The organism is Microbacterium sp. ACRRU (assembly GCF_022346945.1).
GTDB classification, from domain to species: Bacteria; Actinomycetota; Actinomycetes; order Actinomycetales; family Microbacteriaceae; genus Microbacterium; species Microbacterium mcarthurae.
In genome coordinates this window covers 1-18,079 of the sequence record NZ_JAKRNI010000044.1, presented here as the reverse complement: position 1 = coordinate 18,079, position 18,079 = coordinate 1, and the positions used below count along the sequence as shown (strand labels likewise).

General features: G+C 71.8%; 19 protein-coding genes and 1 tRNA gene. 9 read left to right on the top strand and 11 right to left on the bottom strand.

The annotated features are described in order from the left end of the window. Positions 1-69 precede the first annotated feature (69 nt). The 3 genes from MHY30_RS14105 to mmuM all read left to right on the top strand — a co-directional run bounded on the left by MHY30_RS14105 (position 70) and on the right by mmuM (position 2,698). A complete protein-coding gene (locus MHY30_RS14105) occupies positions 70-1,197 on the top strand; it encodes a glycerate kinase (protein WP_239277900.1) in 1,128 nt (375 codons plus the stop codon). A gap of 149 nt (positions 1,198-1,346) precedes the next feature. Then, the gene (locus tag MHY30_RS14100) at positions 1,347-1,856 is read left to right on the top strand and encodes a MarR family winged helix-turn-helix transcriptional regulator (RefSeq protein WP_239277898.1); all 510 of its coding nucleotides are present in this window, start codon (positions 1,347-1,349) and stop codon (positions 1,854-1,856) included. Then, positions 1,853-2,698 carry a homocysteine S-methyltransferase gene (gene mmuM / locus MHY30_RS14095; RefSeq protein ID WP_239277887.1) on the top strand — a complete coding sequence of 282 codons (846 nt, stop codon included), beginning with the start codon at positions 1,853-1,855 and terminating at the stop codon, positions 2,696-2,698. Before MHY30_RS14100 ends, mmuM begins: the two co-directional genes overlap by 4 nt. Before the next feature lie 10 nt (positions 2,699-2,708). Here mmuM and MHY30_RS14090 read toward each other — a convergent pair whose 3' ends face one another. Both MHY30_RS14090 and MHY30_RS14085 read right to left on the bottom strand, forming a co-directional pair. Further along, positions 2,709-3,632 carry a hypothetical protein gene (locus MHY30_RS14090; protein WP_239277878.1) on the bottom strand — a complete coding sequence of 308 codons (924 nt, stop codon included), beginning with the start codon at positions 3,630-3,632 and terminating at the stop codon, positions 2,709-2,711. An 86-nt stretch (positions 3,633-3,718) separates the two neighbouring features. After that, the gene (locus tag MHY30_RS14085) at positions 3,719-4,192 is read right to left on the bottom strand and encodes an Lrp/AsnC family transcriptional regulator (RefSeq protein ID WP_239277876.1); all 474 of its coding nucleotides are present in this window, start codon (positions 4,190-4,192) and stop codon (positions 3,719-3,721) included. Between the two features lie 153 nt (positions 4,193-4,345). Between MHY30_RS14085 and ald the strand changes: the two genes are divergently transcribed. Beyond that, on the top strand, positions 4,346-5,431 hold the full coding sequence (gene ald, locus MHY30_RS14080) for an alanine dehydrogenase (RefSeq protein WP_239277874.1): 1,086 nt from the start codon (positions 4,346-4,348) through the stop codon (positions 5,429-5,431). Between the two features lie 325 nt (positions 5,432-5,756). Here ald and MHY30_RS14075 read toward each other — a convergent pair whose 3' ends face one another. Together MHY30_RS14075 and MHY30_RS14070 are read right to left on the bottom strand one after the other, a co-directional pair. Then, entirely contained in the window at positions 5,757-6,437 is a 681-nt protein-coding gene (locus MHY30_RS14075; RefSeq protein ID WP_239277855.1) for a response regulator, read from the bottom strand. Beyond that, positions 6,434-8,026, bottom strand: a complete 1,593-nt coding sequence (locus MHY30_RS14070) for an ATP-binding protein (RefSeq protein ID WP_239277845.1) — start codon at positions 8,024-8,026, stop codon at positions 6,434-6,436. Before MHY30_RS14070 ends, MHY30_RS14075 begins: the two co-directional genes overlap by 4 nt. Positions 8,027-8,171: 145 nt before the next feature. Between MHY30_RS14070 and MHY30_RS14065 the strand changes: the two genes are divergently transcribed. Both MHY30_RS14065 and MHY30_RS14060 read left to right on the top strand, forming a co-directional pair. Beyond that, positions 8,172-9,626 carry a cation:dicarboxylate symporter family transporter gene (locus MHY30_RS14065; RefSeq protein WP_239277827.1) on the top strand — a complete coding sequence of 485 codons (1,455 nt, stop codon included), beginning with the start codon at positions 8,172-8,174 and terminating at the stop codon, positions 9,624-9,626. Then, entirely contained in the window at positions 9,623-10,453 is an 831-nt protein-coding gene (locus MHY30_RS14060; protein WP_239277807.1) for an aldolase/citrate lyase family protein, read from the top strand. The genes MHY30_RS14065 and MHY30_RS14060 overlap by 4 nt, the downstream gene beginning before the upstream one ends. A gap of 53 nt (positions 10,454-10,506) precedes the next feature. Here MHY30_RS14060 and MHY30_RS14055 read toward each other — a convergent pair whose 3' ends face one another. The 4 genes from MHY30_RS14055 to MHY30_RS14040 form a co-directional block, all read right to left on the bottom strand. Further along, positions 10,507-11,067, bottom strand: a complete 561-nt coding sequence (locus MHY30_RS14055) for a DUF1992 domain-containing protein (RefSeq protein ID WP_239277797.1) — start codon at positions 11,065-11,067, stop codon at positions 10,507-10,509. 342 nt (positions 11,068-11,409) lie between these two features. Next, positions 11,410-12,234 (bottom strand): oxygenase MpaB family protein, encoded by an 825-nt coding sequence (locus tag MHY30_RS14050; RefSeq protein WP_275438472.1) that lies wholly within the window; start codon positions 12,232-12,234, stop codon positions 11,410-11,412. A gap of 123 nt (positions 12,235-12,357) precedes the next feature. Further along, on the bottom strand, positions 12,358-12,885 hold the full coding sequence (locus MHY30_RS14045) for a hypothetical protein (RefSeq protein ID WP_239277776.1): 528 nt from the start codon (positions 12,883-12,885) through the stop codon (positions 12,358-12,360). 2 nt (positions 12,886-12,887) lie between these two features. Then, the gene (locus MHY30_RS14040) at positions 12,888-13,295 is read right to left on the bottom strand and encodes a DUF4383 domain-containing protein (RefSeq protein ID WP_239277774.1); all 408 of its coding nucleotides are present in this window, start codon (positions 13,293-13,295) and stop codon (positions 12,888-12,890) included. Positions 13,296-13,675: 380 nt separating this feature from the next. On the opposite strand from MHY30_RS14040, the gene MHY30_RS14035 reads away from it, so the two are divergent. After that, positions 13,676-14,290, top strand: a complete 615-nt coding sequence (locus MHY30_RS14035) for an asparagine synthase (RefSeq protein WP_239277772.1) — start codon at positions 13,676-13,678, stop codon at positions 14,288-14,290. A gap of 10 nt (positions 14,291-14,300) precedes the next feature. Here the strand turns inward: MHY30_RS14035 and MHY30_RS14030 are convergent, their stop codons facing one another. Together MHY30_RS14030 and MHY30_RS14025 are read right to left on the bottom strand one after the other, a co-directional pair. Further along, the gene (locus MHY30_RS14030; protein WP_239277770.1) at positions 14,301-14,651 is read right to left on the bottom strand and encodes a hypothetical protein; all 351 of its coding nucleotides are present in this window, start codon (positions 14,649-14,651) and stop codon (positions 14,301-14,303) included. 205 nt (positions 14,652-14,856) lie between these two features. Beyond that, positions 14,857-14,929: transfer RNA gene (locus MHY30_RS14025), tRNA-Arg, on the bottom strand. A 146-nt stretch (positions 14,930-15,075) separates the two neighbouring features. Between MHY30_RS14025 and MHY30_RS14020 the strand changes: the two genes are divergently transcribed. Then, positions 15,076-16,572 carry an L-serine ammonia-lyase, iron-sulfur-dependent, subunit alpha gene (locus MHY30_RS14020; RefSeq protein ID WP_239277769.1) on the top strand — a complete coding sequence of 499 codons (1,497 nt, stop codon included), beginning with the start codon at positions 15,076-15,078 and terminating at the stop codon, positions 16,570-16,572. 223 nt (positions 16,573-16,795) lie between these two features. Here MHY30_RS14020 and MHY30_RS14015 read toward each other — a convergent pair whose 3' ends face one another. Further along, the gene (locus MHY30_RS14015) at positions 16,796-17,227 is read right to left on the bottom strand and encodes a MarR family winged helix-turn-helix transcriptional regulator (RefSeq protein WP_239277768.1); all 432 of its coding nucleotides are present in this window, start codon (positions 17,225-17,227) and stop codon (positions 16,796-16,798) included. Between the two features lie 167 nt (positions 17,228-17,394). Here MHY30_RS14015 and MHY30_RS14010 point away from each other — a divergent pair. After that, a partial coding sequence (locus tag MHY30_RS14010) for a lamin tail domain-containing protein (RefSeq protein ID WP_239277767.1) occupies positions 17,395-18,079 on the top strand: 685 nt, incomplete at its 3' end.

Genomic DNA, 18,079 nt, shown 5'->3' with positions numbered 1-18,079 from the left:
CGAAGAGCACGCGCGTCACGCGCCCACCCCCGGCCCGTGCCGACGCACCGGGCGGAGTAGGGTCGGCGCGTGACGCGCGTGCTCTTCGCCCCGGACGGGTTCAAGGGGTCCATCTCCGCGGCGGGGGCCGCGGCGGCGCTCGCGGCGGGGTGGCGTTCCGTGCGGGGCGACGACGAGATCGTCGAGCTGCCGATGGCCGACGGCGGCGAGGGCACCCTCGACGCCTTCCTCACGGCCGTGCCCGGGGCTCGCCGGATGCCGGTGCGTGTCACGGGTCCGCACGGGCGTGGGGTCGCGGCATCCTGGGTCCTCCTCCCCGCGACGGCGGACGCGACCGGTGAGACCGGCGTCGTGGAACTCGCCTCGACCTCGGGCATCGAACTGCTGGGCGGCGACCTGCGGCCGCTCGACGCCGACACCCGCGGGTTCGGGCAGGCGATCGCCGCGGCGCTCGATCACGGCGTCACCCGCCTCGTGCTCGCGATCGGCTCGAGCGCGTCCACCGACGCGGGATTCGGCGTGCTCTCCGCTCTCGGGGCGCACATTATGGATGCCGACGGGCGCGACGCGCTGCCCGGGTTGCGGGGCGCGCGCACCGCGGTTCGCCTGGATCGCTCGGGGCTGCGTCCTCCGCCGCGGGACGGGGTTCTCGTGCTCAGTGATGTGCGCAGCCCGCTCACCGGTCCGTCCGGGGCGGCAGCGGTGTTCGGTCCGCAGAAGGGCCTCGGGGTCCGGGAGGTCGCGGAAGCCGATGCGGCGCTCGCTCGCGCGGCGGCGCTGCTCGGCGTCGACACGAACGAAGCCGGAACGGGTGCGGCGGGCGGGACCGGCGCAGCCCTGCGCGCGTGGGGTGCCGTCCTCCTGCCGGGGGCTGAGCGCGTCGCGGATCTGATCGGCCTCGCCGACGCCGTGGCCGCCGCCGACGTCGTGGTCACGGGGGAGGGGGCGTTCGACGCGGGGTCCGCGGCGGGGAAGGCGCCGGCCCTGGTCGCTGGGCTCGCCCGGCAAGCGGCGCGTCCGACGGCTCTCGTCGCGGGGCGGATCGCGCCGGATGCCGACACCTCGGGCTTCGTCTCGACGGTGGCGCTCGTCGATCTCGCGGGGACGGCCGACGCCGCTCTCGCCGACCCGGGGCGGTGGCTGTCGGCGGCCGGCGGGGTGTTGGCGCGGCGCGAAGGCCGGTCCGCGCCACGGTGAGCGTTCCCGGGGAGCCCGCGGGATTGCGGGTTGCCGTCGAATAGCCGGGCGGGGCCGCGACGGTCGAATGCGCCCGGCGAACGCACAATCCCGCCGCGAAACGCCCGGTCCGGAGCCGATCGCCCCCGCGACTCCGGTACCGTCGAAGTGTGTCCACGGTCTCCAGCAGCAAAGACGACGAGGTCGACCTCCTCATCGACGCCTGGTCGCAACTGCTGCCCGAAGTCGACCTGACCCCGCTGGACGTCATGTCGCGGCTGCGTCGCGCGGCCTTCCACCTGTCGAAACTGCGGGCCCGCGCCTTCGCAAGCGCAGACATCGCCGTGTGGGAGTTCGACGTGCTCGCCGTCCTCCGTCGCGCCGGTACCGAGCTGAGCGCCACGCGCCTCATCGCGGCGACGATGATCGGCAGCGCGGCGATGACCAATCGCCTCGACAAGCTCGCGGATCGCGGGCTCGTCCACCGTCGGCCCAACCCTTCCGACGGTCGCGCGATCCTCGTCGCCATCACCGCCGAGGGCATCGAACGTGTCGACGCCGCGATGACCGAGCTGGTGCGTCTCGAGGCCGAGGCCCTGCGCGATGTCAGCCGCGCGGATCAGGCGCTTCTCGCGCGCGTGCTGCGCGTCCTCGCCGCGGGCGAGACCCACGAGGCGTGATCGATCTCGAAACCCGCCCCCTCGTCCTCGACGGAGGCCTCGGCACCCTGCTCGAGCGCCGCGGCAACGATGTGTCGTCGTCTCTGTGGTCCGCGCGGGTTCTGCGCGACGACCCGGGCGAGGTCCGCGCCGCCCACGAGCAGTTCGCCGCCGCCGGCGCGGACGTCCTCATCACCGCGTCCTATCAGGTGGGCTTCGGCGGATCGATTCCGGATGCCGAGGTCGAGACGCTCCTTCGGCGCTCGGTCTCGCTCGCCCGCGAGGTCCGAGGTCCCTTGGTCGCGGCATCCGTCGGTCCGGTCGGCGCGCTGCGCGCCGACGGCAGCGAGTACACGGGGGAGTACGGGCTGGACGTCGCGCAGCTGCGCGGTCTGCATCGCCGGCGCCTCGCGGTACTCGCCGAGGCGGGCGCCGATCTGCTCGCGGTCGAGACGATCCCGTCCCCGCTCGAGGTCGAGGCGCTCGCTCTCGAACTCACCGCTCTGGGCATGCCCGCGTTCGTCAGCCTGTCGGCCGACAGCACCGGGTTCACTGCTGCCGGGGCTCTGGCCGAGGCCCTGCGCACCGCGGCATCCGTTCCGGAGGTCATCGCGGTCGGAGTCAACTGCTGCACACCGGCGCGCGTGCTCGCGGCCCTGGCCGAAGCGCCCGCCGTGCCGCTCGTCGCCTACCCGAACACGGGAGAGCGGTGGGATGCCGAGGCCCGCACGTGGCACGGCGCCCCCGCGCCGCTGGCCGAGGCCGCCCCGTCGTGGGTGGCGGCCGGAGCGCGGCTCGTGGGCGGCTGCTGCCGCTCGACCCCGGCTGACATCGCCGCGATCGCCGCCGCGCTTCATTCGTGACGCCTCGGTGTCAGGCGCGCTCGCCGCGCCCGCGCGCGGCCCGGCGTTCGGTCAGGAGTGCGATCTCTTCCGGGCTCCAGCCGAAACCGTTCTGCAGCTGGTCGCTGAGCGTGGACAGCGCCGATGGGAGTGCCGTGGCCACACCGTCGCGGACGTCGACGGCGCGATCGTCGATGGCGTGGGTCGCCGCCCGCATCTCGTTGACGAGCGACCTCAAGTGCTCGACGCCGTAGGCCCGCGCCACGAGGCGCGCGTCACCGACCACGATGACGGTGAGCTCGCCGGAGACGCTGTCCGCCGTCCGGCTGGGCGAGCGCAGGGACAGGATGATGGCGAGGCCGCACGCCAGAACGATCATGATGGCGACCGCGGAGCCGATCTCCAGCGAGCGGAACACCGGTCCCATCGGCCCGGCCCAGCCGGTCGCTGCGCCCACCACGGCACGCCCTGCCGAGTAGACGGTGTAGACCCCCATCGCGACGGCGAGGAGACGCGCAGGATGCCGCGGTGCGACCGTCGAGCGGGCCGCGGCGATCGCACACACACCGCACACCACGGCGAGGACCGCCGCCTTGATGATGAGGGACTGCTCCTCGCTCATGGTCGCAGTCGCTGCGCCCGTCGCGAGCGCGATCACCGCGACCAGCGCCAGAGCGGCGCGGCGGCGGCGCGTGGACAGTGCGGCCACGGCGACGGCCATCGTGCCGGCGGTGAGGACCATGCCGGCGTCGGCGACGACCAGGGCCAGCCGTGCGCCGTCGTACCGGTGCACGGCGTACATCATCGCCGATCCCACCGAGAAGATCCCGGCCATGGTGGCGTACTGCAGGAAGGTCGTGAACCGTACGGGCGCTGAGGTCTTGGGGAGGGCGATCCCCACCACGGCGATAGCGACGCCGATGGACATCGCAGCGAGCCCGATCGTCAGCAACACGGCTCTTCCCCTCGCCGTGCGGCGCCGCACGGTTCCGCCACTCTATCGGCCCGCGGTGCGCCGTCTCGCCGCCGCTGCGCGCCGTCTCACGCGAAGTCGGCCGCGAGGGCGTTGCGGTGGTACTCGAAGATGATGCTGGTGCGAGTGGATGCCACGCTGTGCCGGGCCGAGAGCTGATCGACCACGAAGCGGCGCACGGCCGAGGAGTCGTCCACGGCGATGTGCACGAGGAAGTCGTCGGCGCCGCCGAGGAAGAACAACTGGATGACGTCGGGGTGTCGTCGCACCTCCTGAGCGAACGCGCGGATGCTCTCGTGGCGCTGCCCAGGTCGGAGTGTGACTCCGACGATGGCCTGAAGCCCCCGGCCGAGACGGCTCTGGTCGACGGCGGCGTGGAACCCCGTGATGAGGCCGCGCTCGACCAGACCGCGCACGCGGGCGTGTGCCGTCGACGCGGCAACACCGAGCGCGTCCGCGAGTGCCGCGTTGGTCATCCGAGCGTCGGCGGACAGCAGGTCGATGATGCGGGCGTCCAGGGGATGTAGGTCGTCGTCGGCCATCGCAGATCCTTCGGTCGGGCCATCGGCTGAGGGTGGGTTCGCTTGAGGGTACCGCGGTGCACGGCATCCAGAGCGAAGAATATTCGGCGTTACGCCACGGAAACGTTTGTTTCTGCGATTCTTCCTGCCACGACCACCTCAGAGGAGAGACCGATGCGCGTCGCCGTGCCCACCGAGATCAAGAACAACGAGAACCGCGTCGCGATGACGCCCGCGGGCGTGGATGCGCTCGTGCATCGCGGACACGAGGTGCTCGTGCAGGCGGGCGCCGGTGAGGGCAGCGGCTTCTCCGACGAGCAGTACCGTGCCGCGGGCGCCGAGATCGTCGCCACCGCCGAGGAGACGTGGGCGCGTGCCGAGCTCCTGGTCAAGGTGAAGGAGCCCATCGCCCCGGAGTACGGGCACCTGCGCTCGGACCTGACGCTGTTCACCTACCTGCACCTGGCGGCCGACCGCCCGCTCACGGATGCGCTGATGGCGGCGGGCACCACCGCGGTCGCCTACGAGACGGTGCAGACCGCCGACCGGGCGCTGCCGCTTTTGGCCCCCATGAGCGAGGTCGCTGGACGCCTGTCGATCATCGAGGGCGCTCACCACCTGCTGCGCGCGTCGGGCGGGCGCGGGCTGCTCCCGGGCGGAGTGCCCGGCACCCCCAAGGCGAAGGTCGTCGTGATCGGCGGCGGCGTGGCCGGCGAGCACGCCGCCGCGAACGCGCTGGGCCTCGGCGCCGACGTCACCGTCATCGACATCTCGCTGCCCAAGCTCCGCCAGCTCGAGGAGCGCTTCGGCGGTGCGATCCAGACGCGCGCCTCGACCCGCCTCGAGATCGCCGAGCAGCTCGCCGACGCCGACCTCGTCATCGGGTCCGTGCTCATTCCCGGAGCCGCTGCGCCCAAGCTCGTCACCGACGACATGGTCGCGGCGATGCGGCCGGGGTCGGTGCTCGTCGACATTGCGATCGACCAGGGCGGGTGCTTCGAGGGATCGCGGCCGACCACCCACGACGCACCCACGTTCCGCGTCCACGACTCCCTCTACTACTGCGTGGCCAACATGCCCGGTGCCGTGCCTCACACCTCGACGCGTGCGCTGTCCAACGCCACGCTGCCCTACATCACCCGCATCGCCGACGCGGGCTGGGAGGCCGCGGCATCCGCGGATCCGGCTCTGGCGAAGGGCCTGAACGTCCGTGCCGGAGTCGTCGTGAACGAGGGCGTCCGCGCCGCCTTCGACCTCTGACGCGCGCTACCCGCTCCGCCCCGCGATCGGCGCGGTCCGCCTCCGATCGACCCGGTCCGGGACGGCGGGGCGTGGACCGCACCGGGTCGAGGCGCGTTGCCCGCTTGAGTGTCCAGGACACGCGGACGGACACGTGACGCGTCCGCGTGTCTTGGACACTGAACGGGATGCCGGGGCGCCGACGCGGGCGCCGGGGGTGGGCTCGGACGCAGACGCAGACGCGGGCTCGGACGCGGGCGAGTGGGTGGGTGGGCGAACGGGAGCGCGGGCGAGCGGGCGGCGCGGGCGGCCCCGCGGGGCGGCGCGAAGGACGGACGCGGGTGCGTCACGCGCGGACCCAGGCGTAAGTGATCTCGGGGCGACCGGGGCCGCCGTAGCGCGGCTCGCGTCGCACGCGGCCCGCGTCGGCGAGGTGTTCGAGATACCGTCGCGCCGTCACGCGCGACATCCCCTCGCGCTCGCCGACCTCCGTCGACGACACCGCCCCCGGGGACACGCGGACGCGCTCCGCCACGGCCTGCAGGGTCTCGTCGCTCAGACCCTTCGGCAACGCCGGTGAGACCGAGCGCAGCGTCCCCAGAAGCGCGTCGACCTCGGACTGCGTCGCCTCGCCCGCGGCGCGGTCGAGCCCCTCCACGTAGGCCCGGTACGCCTCCAGACGCTCGCGGAACGCGGCGAACGTGAACGGCTTGATGAGGTACTGCACGACCCCGGTCGACACGGCCGCGCGCACCGTCGCGGCATCGCGGACGGCCGTCACGGCGATGATGTCGACGCCCGCACCCATCGCCCGCGCGCGGCGGGCCACGTCGAGACCGCCGCCGTCGGGCATGGTCATGTCCAACAGCACGAGGTCGACCCGGCGGTCGGGGTCGGCGATCGCCGTGAGAGCAGCGCGCGCCCCCGCAGCCTGACCGATGACCTCGAAGCCCGGCACGCGGCCGACGTAGGCGGTGTGGAGCTCGAGGGCGAGCGCGTCGTCGTCCACGACGAGAACACGGATCACGCCGGCACCGCCTCGACGGGGGCGGGCAGGACCACCCGGATTGTCGTGGGGTCGGCCGTGACACGCAGCGTTCCGCCGTGGGCTGCGACGATGTCCCGCACGAGGGCGAGTCCGACACCGCGACCGCCGGGCACCGCGGCCGGCTTGGTCGAGGCGCCGAACGCGAACGGGTCGGCGAGGTTCGGATCGAACCCGGCCCCGCTGTCGCTCACCTCGATCGCGACATCGGGCCCGCGCCGCGTGAGCGACGCGCGCACCCACCTCGGCTCCGCGCCGGTCGAGGCGGCATCCAGGGCGTTGTCGACGAGGTTGCCGACCACCGTGACGGCCTCGCCGGGCGCGAGCGGAAGCGCGGGGGTGGGCTCATCGACGTGCAGTTCGAGGGCCACGCCGCGTTCGGCGGCCTCGTCCAGCTTGCCGAGCAGCAACGCCACCACGACGGCGGCGTCGCTATCGGCCACCAGGCGGTCGGCGAGATCCTGCCTCTCTTCGGTGGATGCCACGATGAGCCGCCGTGCGTCGTCGACACGGCCCAACTCCAGCAGCGCCAGCAGGGCGTGCAGGCGGTTGCCGTGCTCGTGCGTCTGCGAACGAAGCGTGTCGCTCAGGGTGCGCACTCCCTCGAGCTCGCCGAGGAGGGCCTGAAGCTCGGATCGGTCGCGCAGCGTCATGACCCGCCCGCGCTCGGGGGCGCGGCGCCCGGAGAGGTCGCGCGCCTCCTCCTGATTCACCAGCAGCACGCGATCGCCGGTGACCACGGTCTCCTCGACCATGCGGCGACCCGTCGCGATGGCGTCGGCGAGCGCGGCATCCATGTCGATCTCGCGCGGGTCGAGGCTCACCTGCCCCTGCGCGGCTGGCGGCAGGCCGAGGAGATCGGCGGCTTCGTCGTTGTAGAGCACGATGCGCCCGCGATGGTCGGTGACCACGAGGCCTTCTCGCAGCGAGTGCAGCACGGTCTCGTAGCTCTCGACCAGCCGCGCCAGTTCGCTCGGCGTGTACGAGCCGGTGACACGGCGGGCGCTGCGGCGGACGTACAGGGCGCCCAGGATGCCGATCCCGACGATGCCGGCCGCGGCGGTCACGATCAGGGGCACGCGCGCGGCCAGGTCGGCCTGCACCGCCGTGAGCGTGACACCGACCGAGACAAGCCCGACGATCTCGCCGTCGTCCGCGCCGTCCCGGCGGATCGGCGCGATCGTCCGTACGGAGGGGCCGAGCGTGCCGCCGTACACCTCGGTGAACGTCCGTCCGGCGAGCGCTTCGTCGCGGGAGCCCAGGTACGGTTCGCCGATCTCGTCACGATTGCGGTGGGTCAACCGGATGCCGTCGGGCGTCATGATCGTCACGAACGACAGGTCGGCGTCGGCCAGGATCGCCTCGACCATCGGCTGCAGCGCGTCCGAGTCGCGCGTACCGACGAGCGCGGCGACCTCGGGCTCGTGCGCGAGGGTCTCGGCGACGGAGCGCGTGACCTGCTCCGCCTGACGTTGTCCGGAGTCCGACAGCTGCACCGACATCAGCGCGGCGAGAACCCCCGCGACCAGCACGACGACGCCCAGCGACACCATCGCCAGCCGTCCGCCCACGCTCAATCGCACGTCGTGCCCTTTCCGGTCTGCCGTGAACAATACGACCACAAATCGTCCCGTGCCCGGCGGTCGAGCAGAGTCATCACGTCGCCGGCGACCCCGCCGGACTCAACGAAGACGTTAGGAAAAGGGGAAGTCGCCGATGTCTCTCTCACTCCGCACCACGCGCGACGGTCGTCCGCGCAAGAAGATCGACCGCAACCACTGGCTCTACATCGCCGTCATCGTGGCGGTCGTGGCGGGAATCGTCGTCGGGCTCGTGGCGCCGGCGTTCGCCACCGCTCTCGAACCCCTCGGCAAGGGCTTCGTCAACCTCATCAAGATGATGATCGCGCCGGTCATCTTCTGCACGATCGTGGTGGGCATCGGCTCGATCGCCAAGGCATCCACGGTCGGCAAGATCGGCGGCCTGGCGATGCTCTACTTCCTGGTGATGTCGTCGTTCGCGCTGATCATCGGCCTCGTGGTGGGCAACATCATCCACCCCGGCGAGGGGCTGAACATCGCGGGCGCCACCTACGAGGCGGCCCCCGAGGCGACCACGACGCAGGACTTCGTTCTGGGCATCATCCCCACCACGTTCTTCTCGGCGTTCACGGGCGGCAGCATCCTGCAGGTGCTCTTTATCGCGCTGCTGGTGGGCTTCGCCCTCCAGGGCATGGGCGAGCGAGGTGCGCGCATGGTCGAGGGCATCCGCAACTTCCAGGCCCTGGTGTTCCGCATCCTCGGCATGATCCTGTGGCTCGCGCCCATCGGCGCCTTCGGCGCGATCGCCGCTGTCGTGGGCAAGACCGGCTTCCAGGCCGTCATCAGCCTCGGCATCCTGATGGGGGCGTTCTACCTCACGTGCTTCCTGTTCATCACGGTGGTGCTGGGCGTGCTGCTGTACGTCGTGACGCGGGTCAACATCTTCACCCTCATGAAGTACCTCGGTCGCGAGTACCTGCTGATCGTCGGAACGTCGTCCTCCGAGGCCGCCCTGCCGCGGCTCATCGCCAAGATGGAGCACCTCGGCGTCTCGAAGCCCGTCGTCGGCATCACCGTTCCGACCGGGTACTCGTTCAACCTCGACGGCACCGCGATCTACCTCACGATGGCGTCGCTGTTCATCGCGTCGGCGATGGGGGCGCCCATGTCGATCGGCGAGCAGGTCGGTCTCATGGTGTTCATGATCATCGCCTCCAAGGGCGCGGCGGGTGTCACCGGTGCCGGGCTGGCCACCCTCGCCGGCGGCCTGTCGGCCTACCGTCCCGATCTGGTCAACGGCGTGGGCGTCATCGTCGGCATCGACCGGTTCATGTCCGAGGCCCGCGCGGTGACGAACTTCACCGGCAACGCGGTCGCGACGATGCTCATCGGTGTCTGGACGAAGCAGTACGACGGTGCGCGCGTGCGTCAGGTGCTGGCGGGCGAGATCCCCTTCGACGAGTCGCTCCTCACCGGTCACGACCACTCCGAGACCCCCGCGGCGGATGCCAAGGAAGAGGCGTCCGCGGAGGCCGGCGTCGGACCGGCACCGGTCGACACGCAGGCGCTCGACGCGTTCCGTGCTCAGGCCGAGGCCGAGGCCGAGGCAGCGGCACGGGGTCGTTCGTGAGCGTCACCCCGATCGCGGCGGGGGCGGCTTCGGCCGTCCCCGCCCCCGCGCGTGTCGACCTGGCCCGCACCTGGCTGCTGCGCTCACCGCTGGCCGCGGGCGGCGACACCGCGGCCGACGTCCTGGTGCTCGATCTCGAAGACGGACTGCCGGCCGCGCGCAAGGCCGAGGGGCGGGAGCGGGCGCGTCGTGCGGCCGAGCGTGCGCCGGTGTGGCTGCGCATCAGCGCCGCCGGAACGCGCGAGGGCGAGGCCGACCTGGCACTCGGCCGTGAGCTCAGCGACCGTCTCGCCGGTGTCGTCCTGGCGATGTGCGCCGGACCCGCCGACGTCGCCCACGTCGCGGCATCCCTCCCAGCGGGCGTTCCGATCGTGGCCATGATCGAGTCGGCCGCGGCGCTGCTGTCGGCCCCCGCGATCGCCGCGCACCCGGCGACCCGCCGCTTGGCGTTCGGTGTCGGCGACTTCCGCCGTGACACCGGTATGGCGGCGGACCGCGTCGCGCTGTCGTGGCCGCGCGCGCAGCTGGTCGTCGCGTCCGCGGCAGCCGGCATCCCGGGGCCGATCGACGGCCCGTGCGGCCCGGTGGAACAGGCCCGGGATGCCGCGGAGCACGCCGCCGCGATGGGCTTCACCGGCACGCTGGCGCTGCGGGATGCCGCGATCCCGGGCGCCCACGCCGGGTTCACGCCGAGCCCTGCCGACGTCGCGAGCGCCCGAGAGATGCTCACGAGCGTTCCCGACGGCCCCGTCGACGGCTCCTACGCCCCGGCCTTGGCCCGTGCCCGGGCCCTCGTGCGTCGTGCCGACGAGCTGTCGCGGCTCTGACGCGCCCCGTCCCGTCCCGTCCCGTCCCGCCGGAACGTGTGCTTTCGTTTCGCTCAGCGCGCGCGGAACCAGCGGCGGCGACGCGGCGTCGGGGGTGGCACGGCCGCGGCGGCCGCTCGCGCGCGGCGGCGTGACGCCCACGCCTCGATCTCGGCATCCACATCGACCGTCGGCGTGACCACGGGCGGGCCGCCGAGCAGCTGCCTGCGGGCTTCGATGACGCGACGGTTGAAGTCCTCGAGGGCGTCGCGAACGTCGCCCTCGCGCGCCAACGCGTCCATGCGGTCGGCGAGCGCGGCGTGCTCCACGCGCAGCGTCAACGCCGGCGGCCCGAGCCCGCTCAGCTTCTCATTCTCGATCTTGCGGCGGATCCACCAGTCGGGATCGTGGCTGTCTCCGAGGTTCGTGAGGGGCTTGCCGGCTCCCGGCAGGTCGTCGAAGTCGCCGCGCCGGATGGCCTGCTGGATCGCAGTCTCGACGTACGCGGCGCGCTCCGCGGCGGTCGATCCGCGTTCCGGCGCCGTGGATTCGGTCTCTCCCGGGTCGATACCGGCATCCCGCAGCCGCCGATCCAGGCGGTAGCGTTCGGCCGCCTGCCGGGGGTCTTCACTCATGCCGCCTCCGCGTGTGCTCGGGTGCTTCCAGGCTACGTCGGCGGCGGGCGCATGGCGCCGGACGGGAGGTGGGGGCGTCGCGCCCCCACCGGGGTCGGTGTCCAAGACGCGCGGATGCCACGTGAGGGCGTCGCGTGTTCCGGCCACCGAACGACAAGGGAGCGGGGCGCACGACTCCGGCAGACCCGCCGCTCGCCGGCTCCGGATGCCGCTACCCCCGACACCGTGCAGGACTTGTGCGGCACTGCCCCTGGGTGTCCACGACACGCGGATGCCGCTCGAGGGCGTCCGCGTGTTTTGGACACCGAACGGGAAAGGACGTGCGCCCCGCCCGCGCGAGAACTACAGACCCAGCCGGCGCAGCCGCAGGCGTGCCATGTCCTGCGCGCGGGGACCTGAGCCGAGCGCGCGCTCGGTGAAGCGCAGGATGAGGCCAGTCGCGGTCTTCACCGGAAGCCAGGACCGGCGGAGCCCGAGCATATGCCGGATCCGCGGGGGGAAGGTCGCCACGGCTGCCGCGAACAGCACCCGGTAGGCAAGACCCATCGCCCCGGGGAACGGAGGCTTTCGCAGGAACCGCACGACGTCGTCGACGCGTTCGTCGCGGCGCAGCTCGCCGCGGTCGAGGAAGCCGTCGAGCTCGGCGCGGAGCGCTTCTTCTGTCTGCGGCGGGTCGGGGATCCGCATGAGTCGGCCGGCGGTCGCCCAGTCGGCGACGTAGGCGTCGGGGCCCCCGGGGATCGGGCCCCCGTACGCCTCGTGGCTGCGCAGGAACGCGTCCGTGAAGGCCAGGTGCACCCACCGGACGAGGTCGCCGTCTTCCGCCGAGTACGTGCGTTCGCCGCCGTCGCCCGCCGTGTACGTACCCTGCACGCGGCGGTGGAACCGGCCGACGCGGGCGGTCTCGGCATCCGCTTGGCTCGTCGAGCCGTAGGTGAGCGTGATGACCCATCGCACGGTGCCGGTGAGGCGCCCGATGGGATCCTCGCGATAACGCGACCAGTCGTGGACCCCCGCGAGAGCCCCGGGGTGCAGTGCCTGGAGGAGCAGAGCCCGGATGCCGGCGACGAGCGTCCCCATGCCGGCGTGAACGGTCCACGCGGGACCGTTTTCGACGAAGTAGCCGCCGTCGTCACCGTCCGCGATCGCCCGCACGTACGGGGCCATGCCGGTCGGGTCGCCGGCGAGGGCGGTGAGCAGCTTCGCACGCAGCCGCGCGACGCGTGCCGGAACCGGGGGTGAGGACGTCACTGTTCCAGCGTGCCATCCCGTCGAAGCGGGAGGGCCGGATCAGTGATCGTGGGTGATGACGGGGACGGACCCGTCGTCGCGGATGAGGACGGCATCCTGCGCAGAGCCGAGCGCGGGCGTCACGACAACGGCGATGATCGAGGCGGCGAGGAGGAGTCCCCAGACACTCATCGGCTGAGCGGTGCTCGGCGTCGATTCGGCTCGTCCGCGTCGGCGCAGGATGGGTGCGATTCCGGCTCCGACCCCGATGAGGAGCAGCCAGGCCGCCGCGACCGCGATGACGCTGGTGTGAGAGGGGAGCACGAACATGAGCGCCGAGGAGGCCAAGAGGCCTGTGACGACGCCCGCGAGGGTCGCGCGGGGGAAGACGAGACGGCCGAGCGCGAGCGCGGCCCCGCCCCACACGAGGGCGGCGACTCCCAGCACGACCAGACCCGCTCCGAGGCCGCGCGAGGCGGCCCCGGAGCTCGGTCCGACGATGGCGCCCGCACCGAGGGCAGCGAGGATGAGCCCGGCCCCCCATGCGGACACAGAGGGCCACGACCGCACGAAGGTCGCGGCGTTCACGCTCAGACCGCCGCGGTGCGGGGGACGTTGCGCTCGGTGCCCAGGCCCACACCCAGCAGCACGACGGCGCTCGCGAGGTGCAGGAAGTGGTCGGGCACGTTCAGCGCGAGGATGTTCGCGGGACCCGTGAGGAAGAAGCCCACGATACCCAGGAGCAGGTACACGGCACCCACGGCGATGTTGACGCTCTTGGCGGCGCGGGCGTTGGCAAGACCGGCGACCAGAAGCGCGGCACCGATCAGGAGGTGCGCGATGTTGTGCAGCGGGTTGACCTCGAAGATGCCCAGCAGCAGGCCACCCTCGTTGGCGATGAACCCGACGCCGCCGGTCACGGCGAAGCCGAGCAGACCGACGAGCAGGTAGACGGCGCCGAAGATGGTGGCGACGATGCGGTTCGGTGACGAGCTCATGATGAACCTCCCAGAGTTCTGACAGCGACCACTCGGCCGCCTTCCCTCCATGTTCGGAGACAATAGAAGTTTCGGATTGGCCTTTGCAGCATTCGCCTGAATCCGGTAGAGAGCCGTGGCAGCTTTCTCGTGCCCCGAAAACGACAGAAGGCCCCCGAGTACTCTCCGAGGCCCTCCGCAACGGAGTCGACGCTACGAGCGCGCACGATCCGTGCCGGGGGCGTTGCATTTTTTTCTTTGTTCGCCTAATGCACGCGGGGAGCGTTGCGGAGGCCTTGAGCGGCGGATGCGCGCGCGACGTATCGCGAAGATCTTCGCCGCCCTGACGTGAGGGAGCGATGGCCCCGACGTCCTGGCGATAGCCTGGAGCGGGAGGTCGCGTGGGCCGGACGAAGGATGCCATCGCCGAAGGGCTGTCGATCGCGACGGCTGCGGCGCGACTCGCCGTACGCAACCGCATCCTCGTCGAGACCATCGCCCGGGGCGGGCATTTCGATCAGGCCGTCTTCGCCGCCTTCGCGCGCGACACGCTGCACGCCCTCGCCGACGAGCAGGACCAAGCGGCCGACCGGGTCACGCAGCAGCGGAAGAGGGCCTGGGGGCGGTTCTCCGATTCGTCGGGCACGCACGATTACCGCGACCGCGATACGCGGAATCTCCGCCGGCGCGCGCGGCAGTCTCGCGGCGTCGCGAAGGAGCTGCGCGATTTCGCCGACGATCCGTTCCGGGTGGAGCAACTGGTCGCGGGCGCGCGCGTCGCGGCCTGGGGGGATGTCGAGGCGAACCTGTCCAAGCGTCTCGACGTCGAGGGCATGACCGAGGATGCCGATCCGGATTACGCCACGATGCGTCGCGCCCGCATGGATGCGCTGCGCATGGTCGACCTCGCTCGCCTCGCCTCGCAGGCGAAGAAGCGGGCGAAGGCGCAGGCCACCGCCGACGTCGATGGGCCGACCGCGTCAAAGGGCGACACGAAGAAGTCGTCGGCGCCCTGAGCTGGTGCGGTCACCAGGACGCCGGCCGGATGGGCCGGTGGGGCTCGATGGTCGCCGCGGTGGGGGGCGACGGGGACATCATCGCGGCGTCACCCGCCGGGCGGTGCGCGTGGCTTTCGGTCCGGGGTGATGTGCACTCGTTCTCGTGGTGCGACCGGTGCGAGTGCCACAGCGTGGCCTTGGCCTCGTCGAGGTCGGCGAAGGTGTCGAGGGGGCGGGCGTCGTCGTCGAACACCGTCCACGTGTCGTCTCCACCGCGGTTGAGGAACCCGATCACGCGCCGTGAGCACGCCCCCAGGACGAAGTCCTCATCGACCGATCTCCACAGCGCCTCGGGCGCCGGTCCTTTCCGCCACAACATCGGCAGCCCCTTTGCATGCCCTGTCACCGATCGTCGAACACTAGGGCGGACCCGGGATGGCTGCGATGCCGCCCGTTTGCGTTTTTCGTATTTCGTACGAAAGTCGGCGTAAAGCTGCCGGAATGCCCTCGAACGACGGAGGCGGAGAAAACACCGACGGCCTCCGCCGAAGCGGAGGCCGTCGATTTACTGTCTCAACACAGTGTGCGCCCGAAGGGACTCGAACCCCTAACCTTCTGATCCGTAGTCAGATGCTCTATCCATTGAGCTACGGGCGCAGGGCCTCCGCGCGAAACGGCGCGCAGGCCGTGGTCCAGCATAGACGCAGAACCCGCGGAGGTCTAATCGGCGGGGACGGCATCGTATCTCGGGCGTGGCGCGAGCGTGTCCGGGGGGTGAAGCGGCAGCGACGTACGCTGGGGACATGAGCGCCTACGTCTCGGCGTTCGAGCTGTTCTCCATCGGTGTAGGACCCTCGAGCTCCCACACGGTCGGCCCCATGAGGGCCGCCGCCGACTTCGCCGCACGCCTGCGCTCGACCCGAGTGCTCGACGACGTGGCATCCGTCTCTTGCGCCCTCTACGGCTCGCTCGGAGCGACCGGGATCGGCCATGGCACGCCCGACGCCGTCGTCGCGGGGCTGCAGGGCCTTGAACCCGAGACGGTCGATCCGGACGCCGTGCGCCGGGCGTGGTCGGACTGGCCCGACGGAGGGACGCTCACGCTCGCCGGCACCCACGGCATCCCTTTCGCCAAGAGCGACGTGGTGCTCGCGCCGCGCACCCGCCTTCCCGGCCACCCGAACGCGATGACGCTGTTCGCGCGCGACGCCGACGGCGTCCTGCTCGCCGATGAGACCTACTACTCCGTCGGCGGCGGGTTCATCCGTCGCGAAGGAGAGGCTCCGCGGGTCGCCGCGGCATCCGTGCCCTTCCCGTTCACGGACGCCGCGAGCCTGCTGGCTCTGTGTGACGAGCACGGCATCACGATCGCCGAGGCCGCGCGGCGGAACGAACAGGCGCTGCGCTCGGACGAGGAGATCGCCGCGGGGCTGGACCGCATCTGGGATGCCATGGCCGCGTGCGTGGACGCGGGTCTGCATCACGACGGCGTGCTGCCCGGCATCCTGAAAGTGAAGCGGCGCGCGTCGGTGCTGCGTGCACAGCTGGAGGGCATTCAGGCGGAGGGGCACCGCGAACTCCCGGGGGAGTGGCTGGGGGCGTTCGCTCTCGCGGTCAACGAGGAGAACGCCGCCGGAGGCCGCGTCGTCACGGCTCCGACCAACGGGGCGGCCGGCATCCTGCCCGCGGTGGCGATGTACTGGTGGCGGTTCCTTGCGGACTCGGGGCTGGGCGTCGGCAACGCGGTCACCCCGCACGGTGAACTGGTCGGCAGCGCGCTCCTGGGCTTCCACGGGGATGCCGTCGCACCTGACGAAGCCGCCGAGTGGGATGACGCGCGAGTGGCCGAGGCCAACCGGCGCCGCGGCATCCGTCGCTTCCTGCTGACGGCGACGGCCCTCGGGTCGCTGTTCAAGAACAACGCCTCCATCTCGGGGGCCGAGGGCGGATGCCAGGCCGAGGTCGGCTCGGCGTGCGCGATGGCGGCCGGCGGGTTGACCGCGGTGATGGGCGGCACCAATCGGCAGATCGAGAACGCCGCCGAGATCGCGATGGAACATCACCTGGGTCTGACGTGCGATCCGGTCGGCGGACTCGTGCAGATCCCGTGCATCGAGCGCAACGCGATCGCCGCGTCCACCGCCGTGACCGCGGCCCGACTCGCCCTGCGGGGCGACGGCACGCACTACGTCTCGCTCGACACCGTCGTCGAGACGATGCGCCAGACGGGCATCGACATGTCCACGAAGTACAAGGAGACGAGCGAGGGCGGTCTCGCGGTGAACGTCATCGAGTGCTGACGCGGAGTCGGATGCCGTGCTTCGGTGTCGCCGTGCCCGTTGAGTGTCCACGACACGCGGATGCCGTGCTTCGGTGTCGCCGTGCCCGTTGAGTGTCCACGACACGCGGATGCCGTGCTTCGGTGTCGCCGTGCCCGTTCAGTGTCCACGACACGCGGATGCCATGCGCGGGCGTCGGCGTGTTCTGGACACTCAACCCGGAAGACCGGGAGCGGGCAGGGTGTCAGCGGGCGTCGCGGAGCTTTGCGGTCAGGGCGTGCAGCTGCGCGAGCTCGGCGTCGTCGAGGCGTGCCATGCGGTCGGCGATCGAAGTGGCGTGCGTCGCGGCGAGGCGCCGGAACGCGACGGCGCCGGCCTCGGTGGCCGTGACGAGCGAACCACGGCCGTCCTCGGGGTCGGCGCACTTGGTCAGCAGGCCGCGCGCGACCATGCGCTCGACCAGACGTGAGACGCTCGGCTGGCTGATGAGCATGTTCGCGGTGACATCGCGCAGCCGCGCGGTCATCGCCCGGCCGCGCGTCACCGTGAGGAGCACGTCGTATTCGGCCTGCGACAGTTCCGCGCACTCGAAGTCGGTGCGCAGGTCGTCGAACACCTCGTGTTGCGCGCGGAACAGGCTCTCCCAGGCCTGGACGGCGAGGCGACGATCGGTCATGACTTCAGCGTAGAGCCGTCCGGCCCGCGCGCGGACTCGCGCGGATAGCACACGCGGGTTGCGAGCCGAGTCACCCGCCGGTCACCTGCCGGGTCAGTCTGGTTCACCGTTCCGGTCACCCGGGCTCCTAGGGTCGGGCCGTTCCCCCGATCGAAGGTGGCTCTTCCATGCGCTCTCCGCGTCCCCGTCTCCTCTCCGCCGCTCTCGCGACCGTGCTCGTCGCTGGAGGGGTCCCGACCCTGGTCGCTCCGGCCGCGCACGCCGCCGAGGCGTCCTCCCGCGTCGTCGTCACCGAGATCCTCGCCGACACCACCGGCGTCGACGACTTCGAGTACGTCGAGATCCACAACATCTCGGATGCCGCCGTCGACCTCGGGGCATCGGGGATCACGTTCGCGTACTCGTACGACGACTCCACCGACCGCACCCGCGACGTCGCCCTCGAGACCGAGCCGCTGGTGCTGGCCGCGGGCGAGACGGCCCTGCTGTGGGTCAGCTACACCTCGGGGTCGGTGAACGCCTCGGCCAAGTCGGTCGCGGAGTTCCGCGCGTTCCACGCCGTCGCAGACGACGTCCAGGTCGTACGTCTCACGGGGCAGCCGGGTATCGCCAACGGCGGCAACCGTGGCATCCGCGTCGTCGAGAACGGCGAGCTGACCTCGTGGTCGCACGCGCCGGCCGGGGGCTTCGGTGTCGGCCTCGCCACCCACTTCCGCCTGGCCGCCGACACGGCGCAGGCGCGCCTCGACGTCCTCGGCGTCAACGCCGCGCCGACGCCCGGCTCGGTGCTGCCGGAGCAGGTCGGCGGCTCCGCGCCCTCGCCGTCCCCCGAGCCCACGTCCACCCCCACGT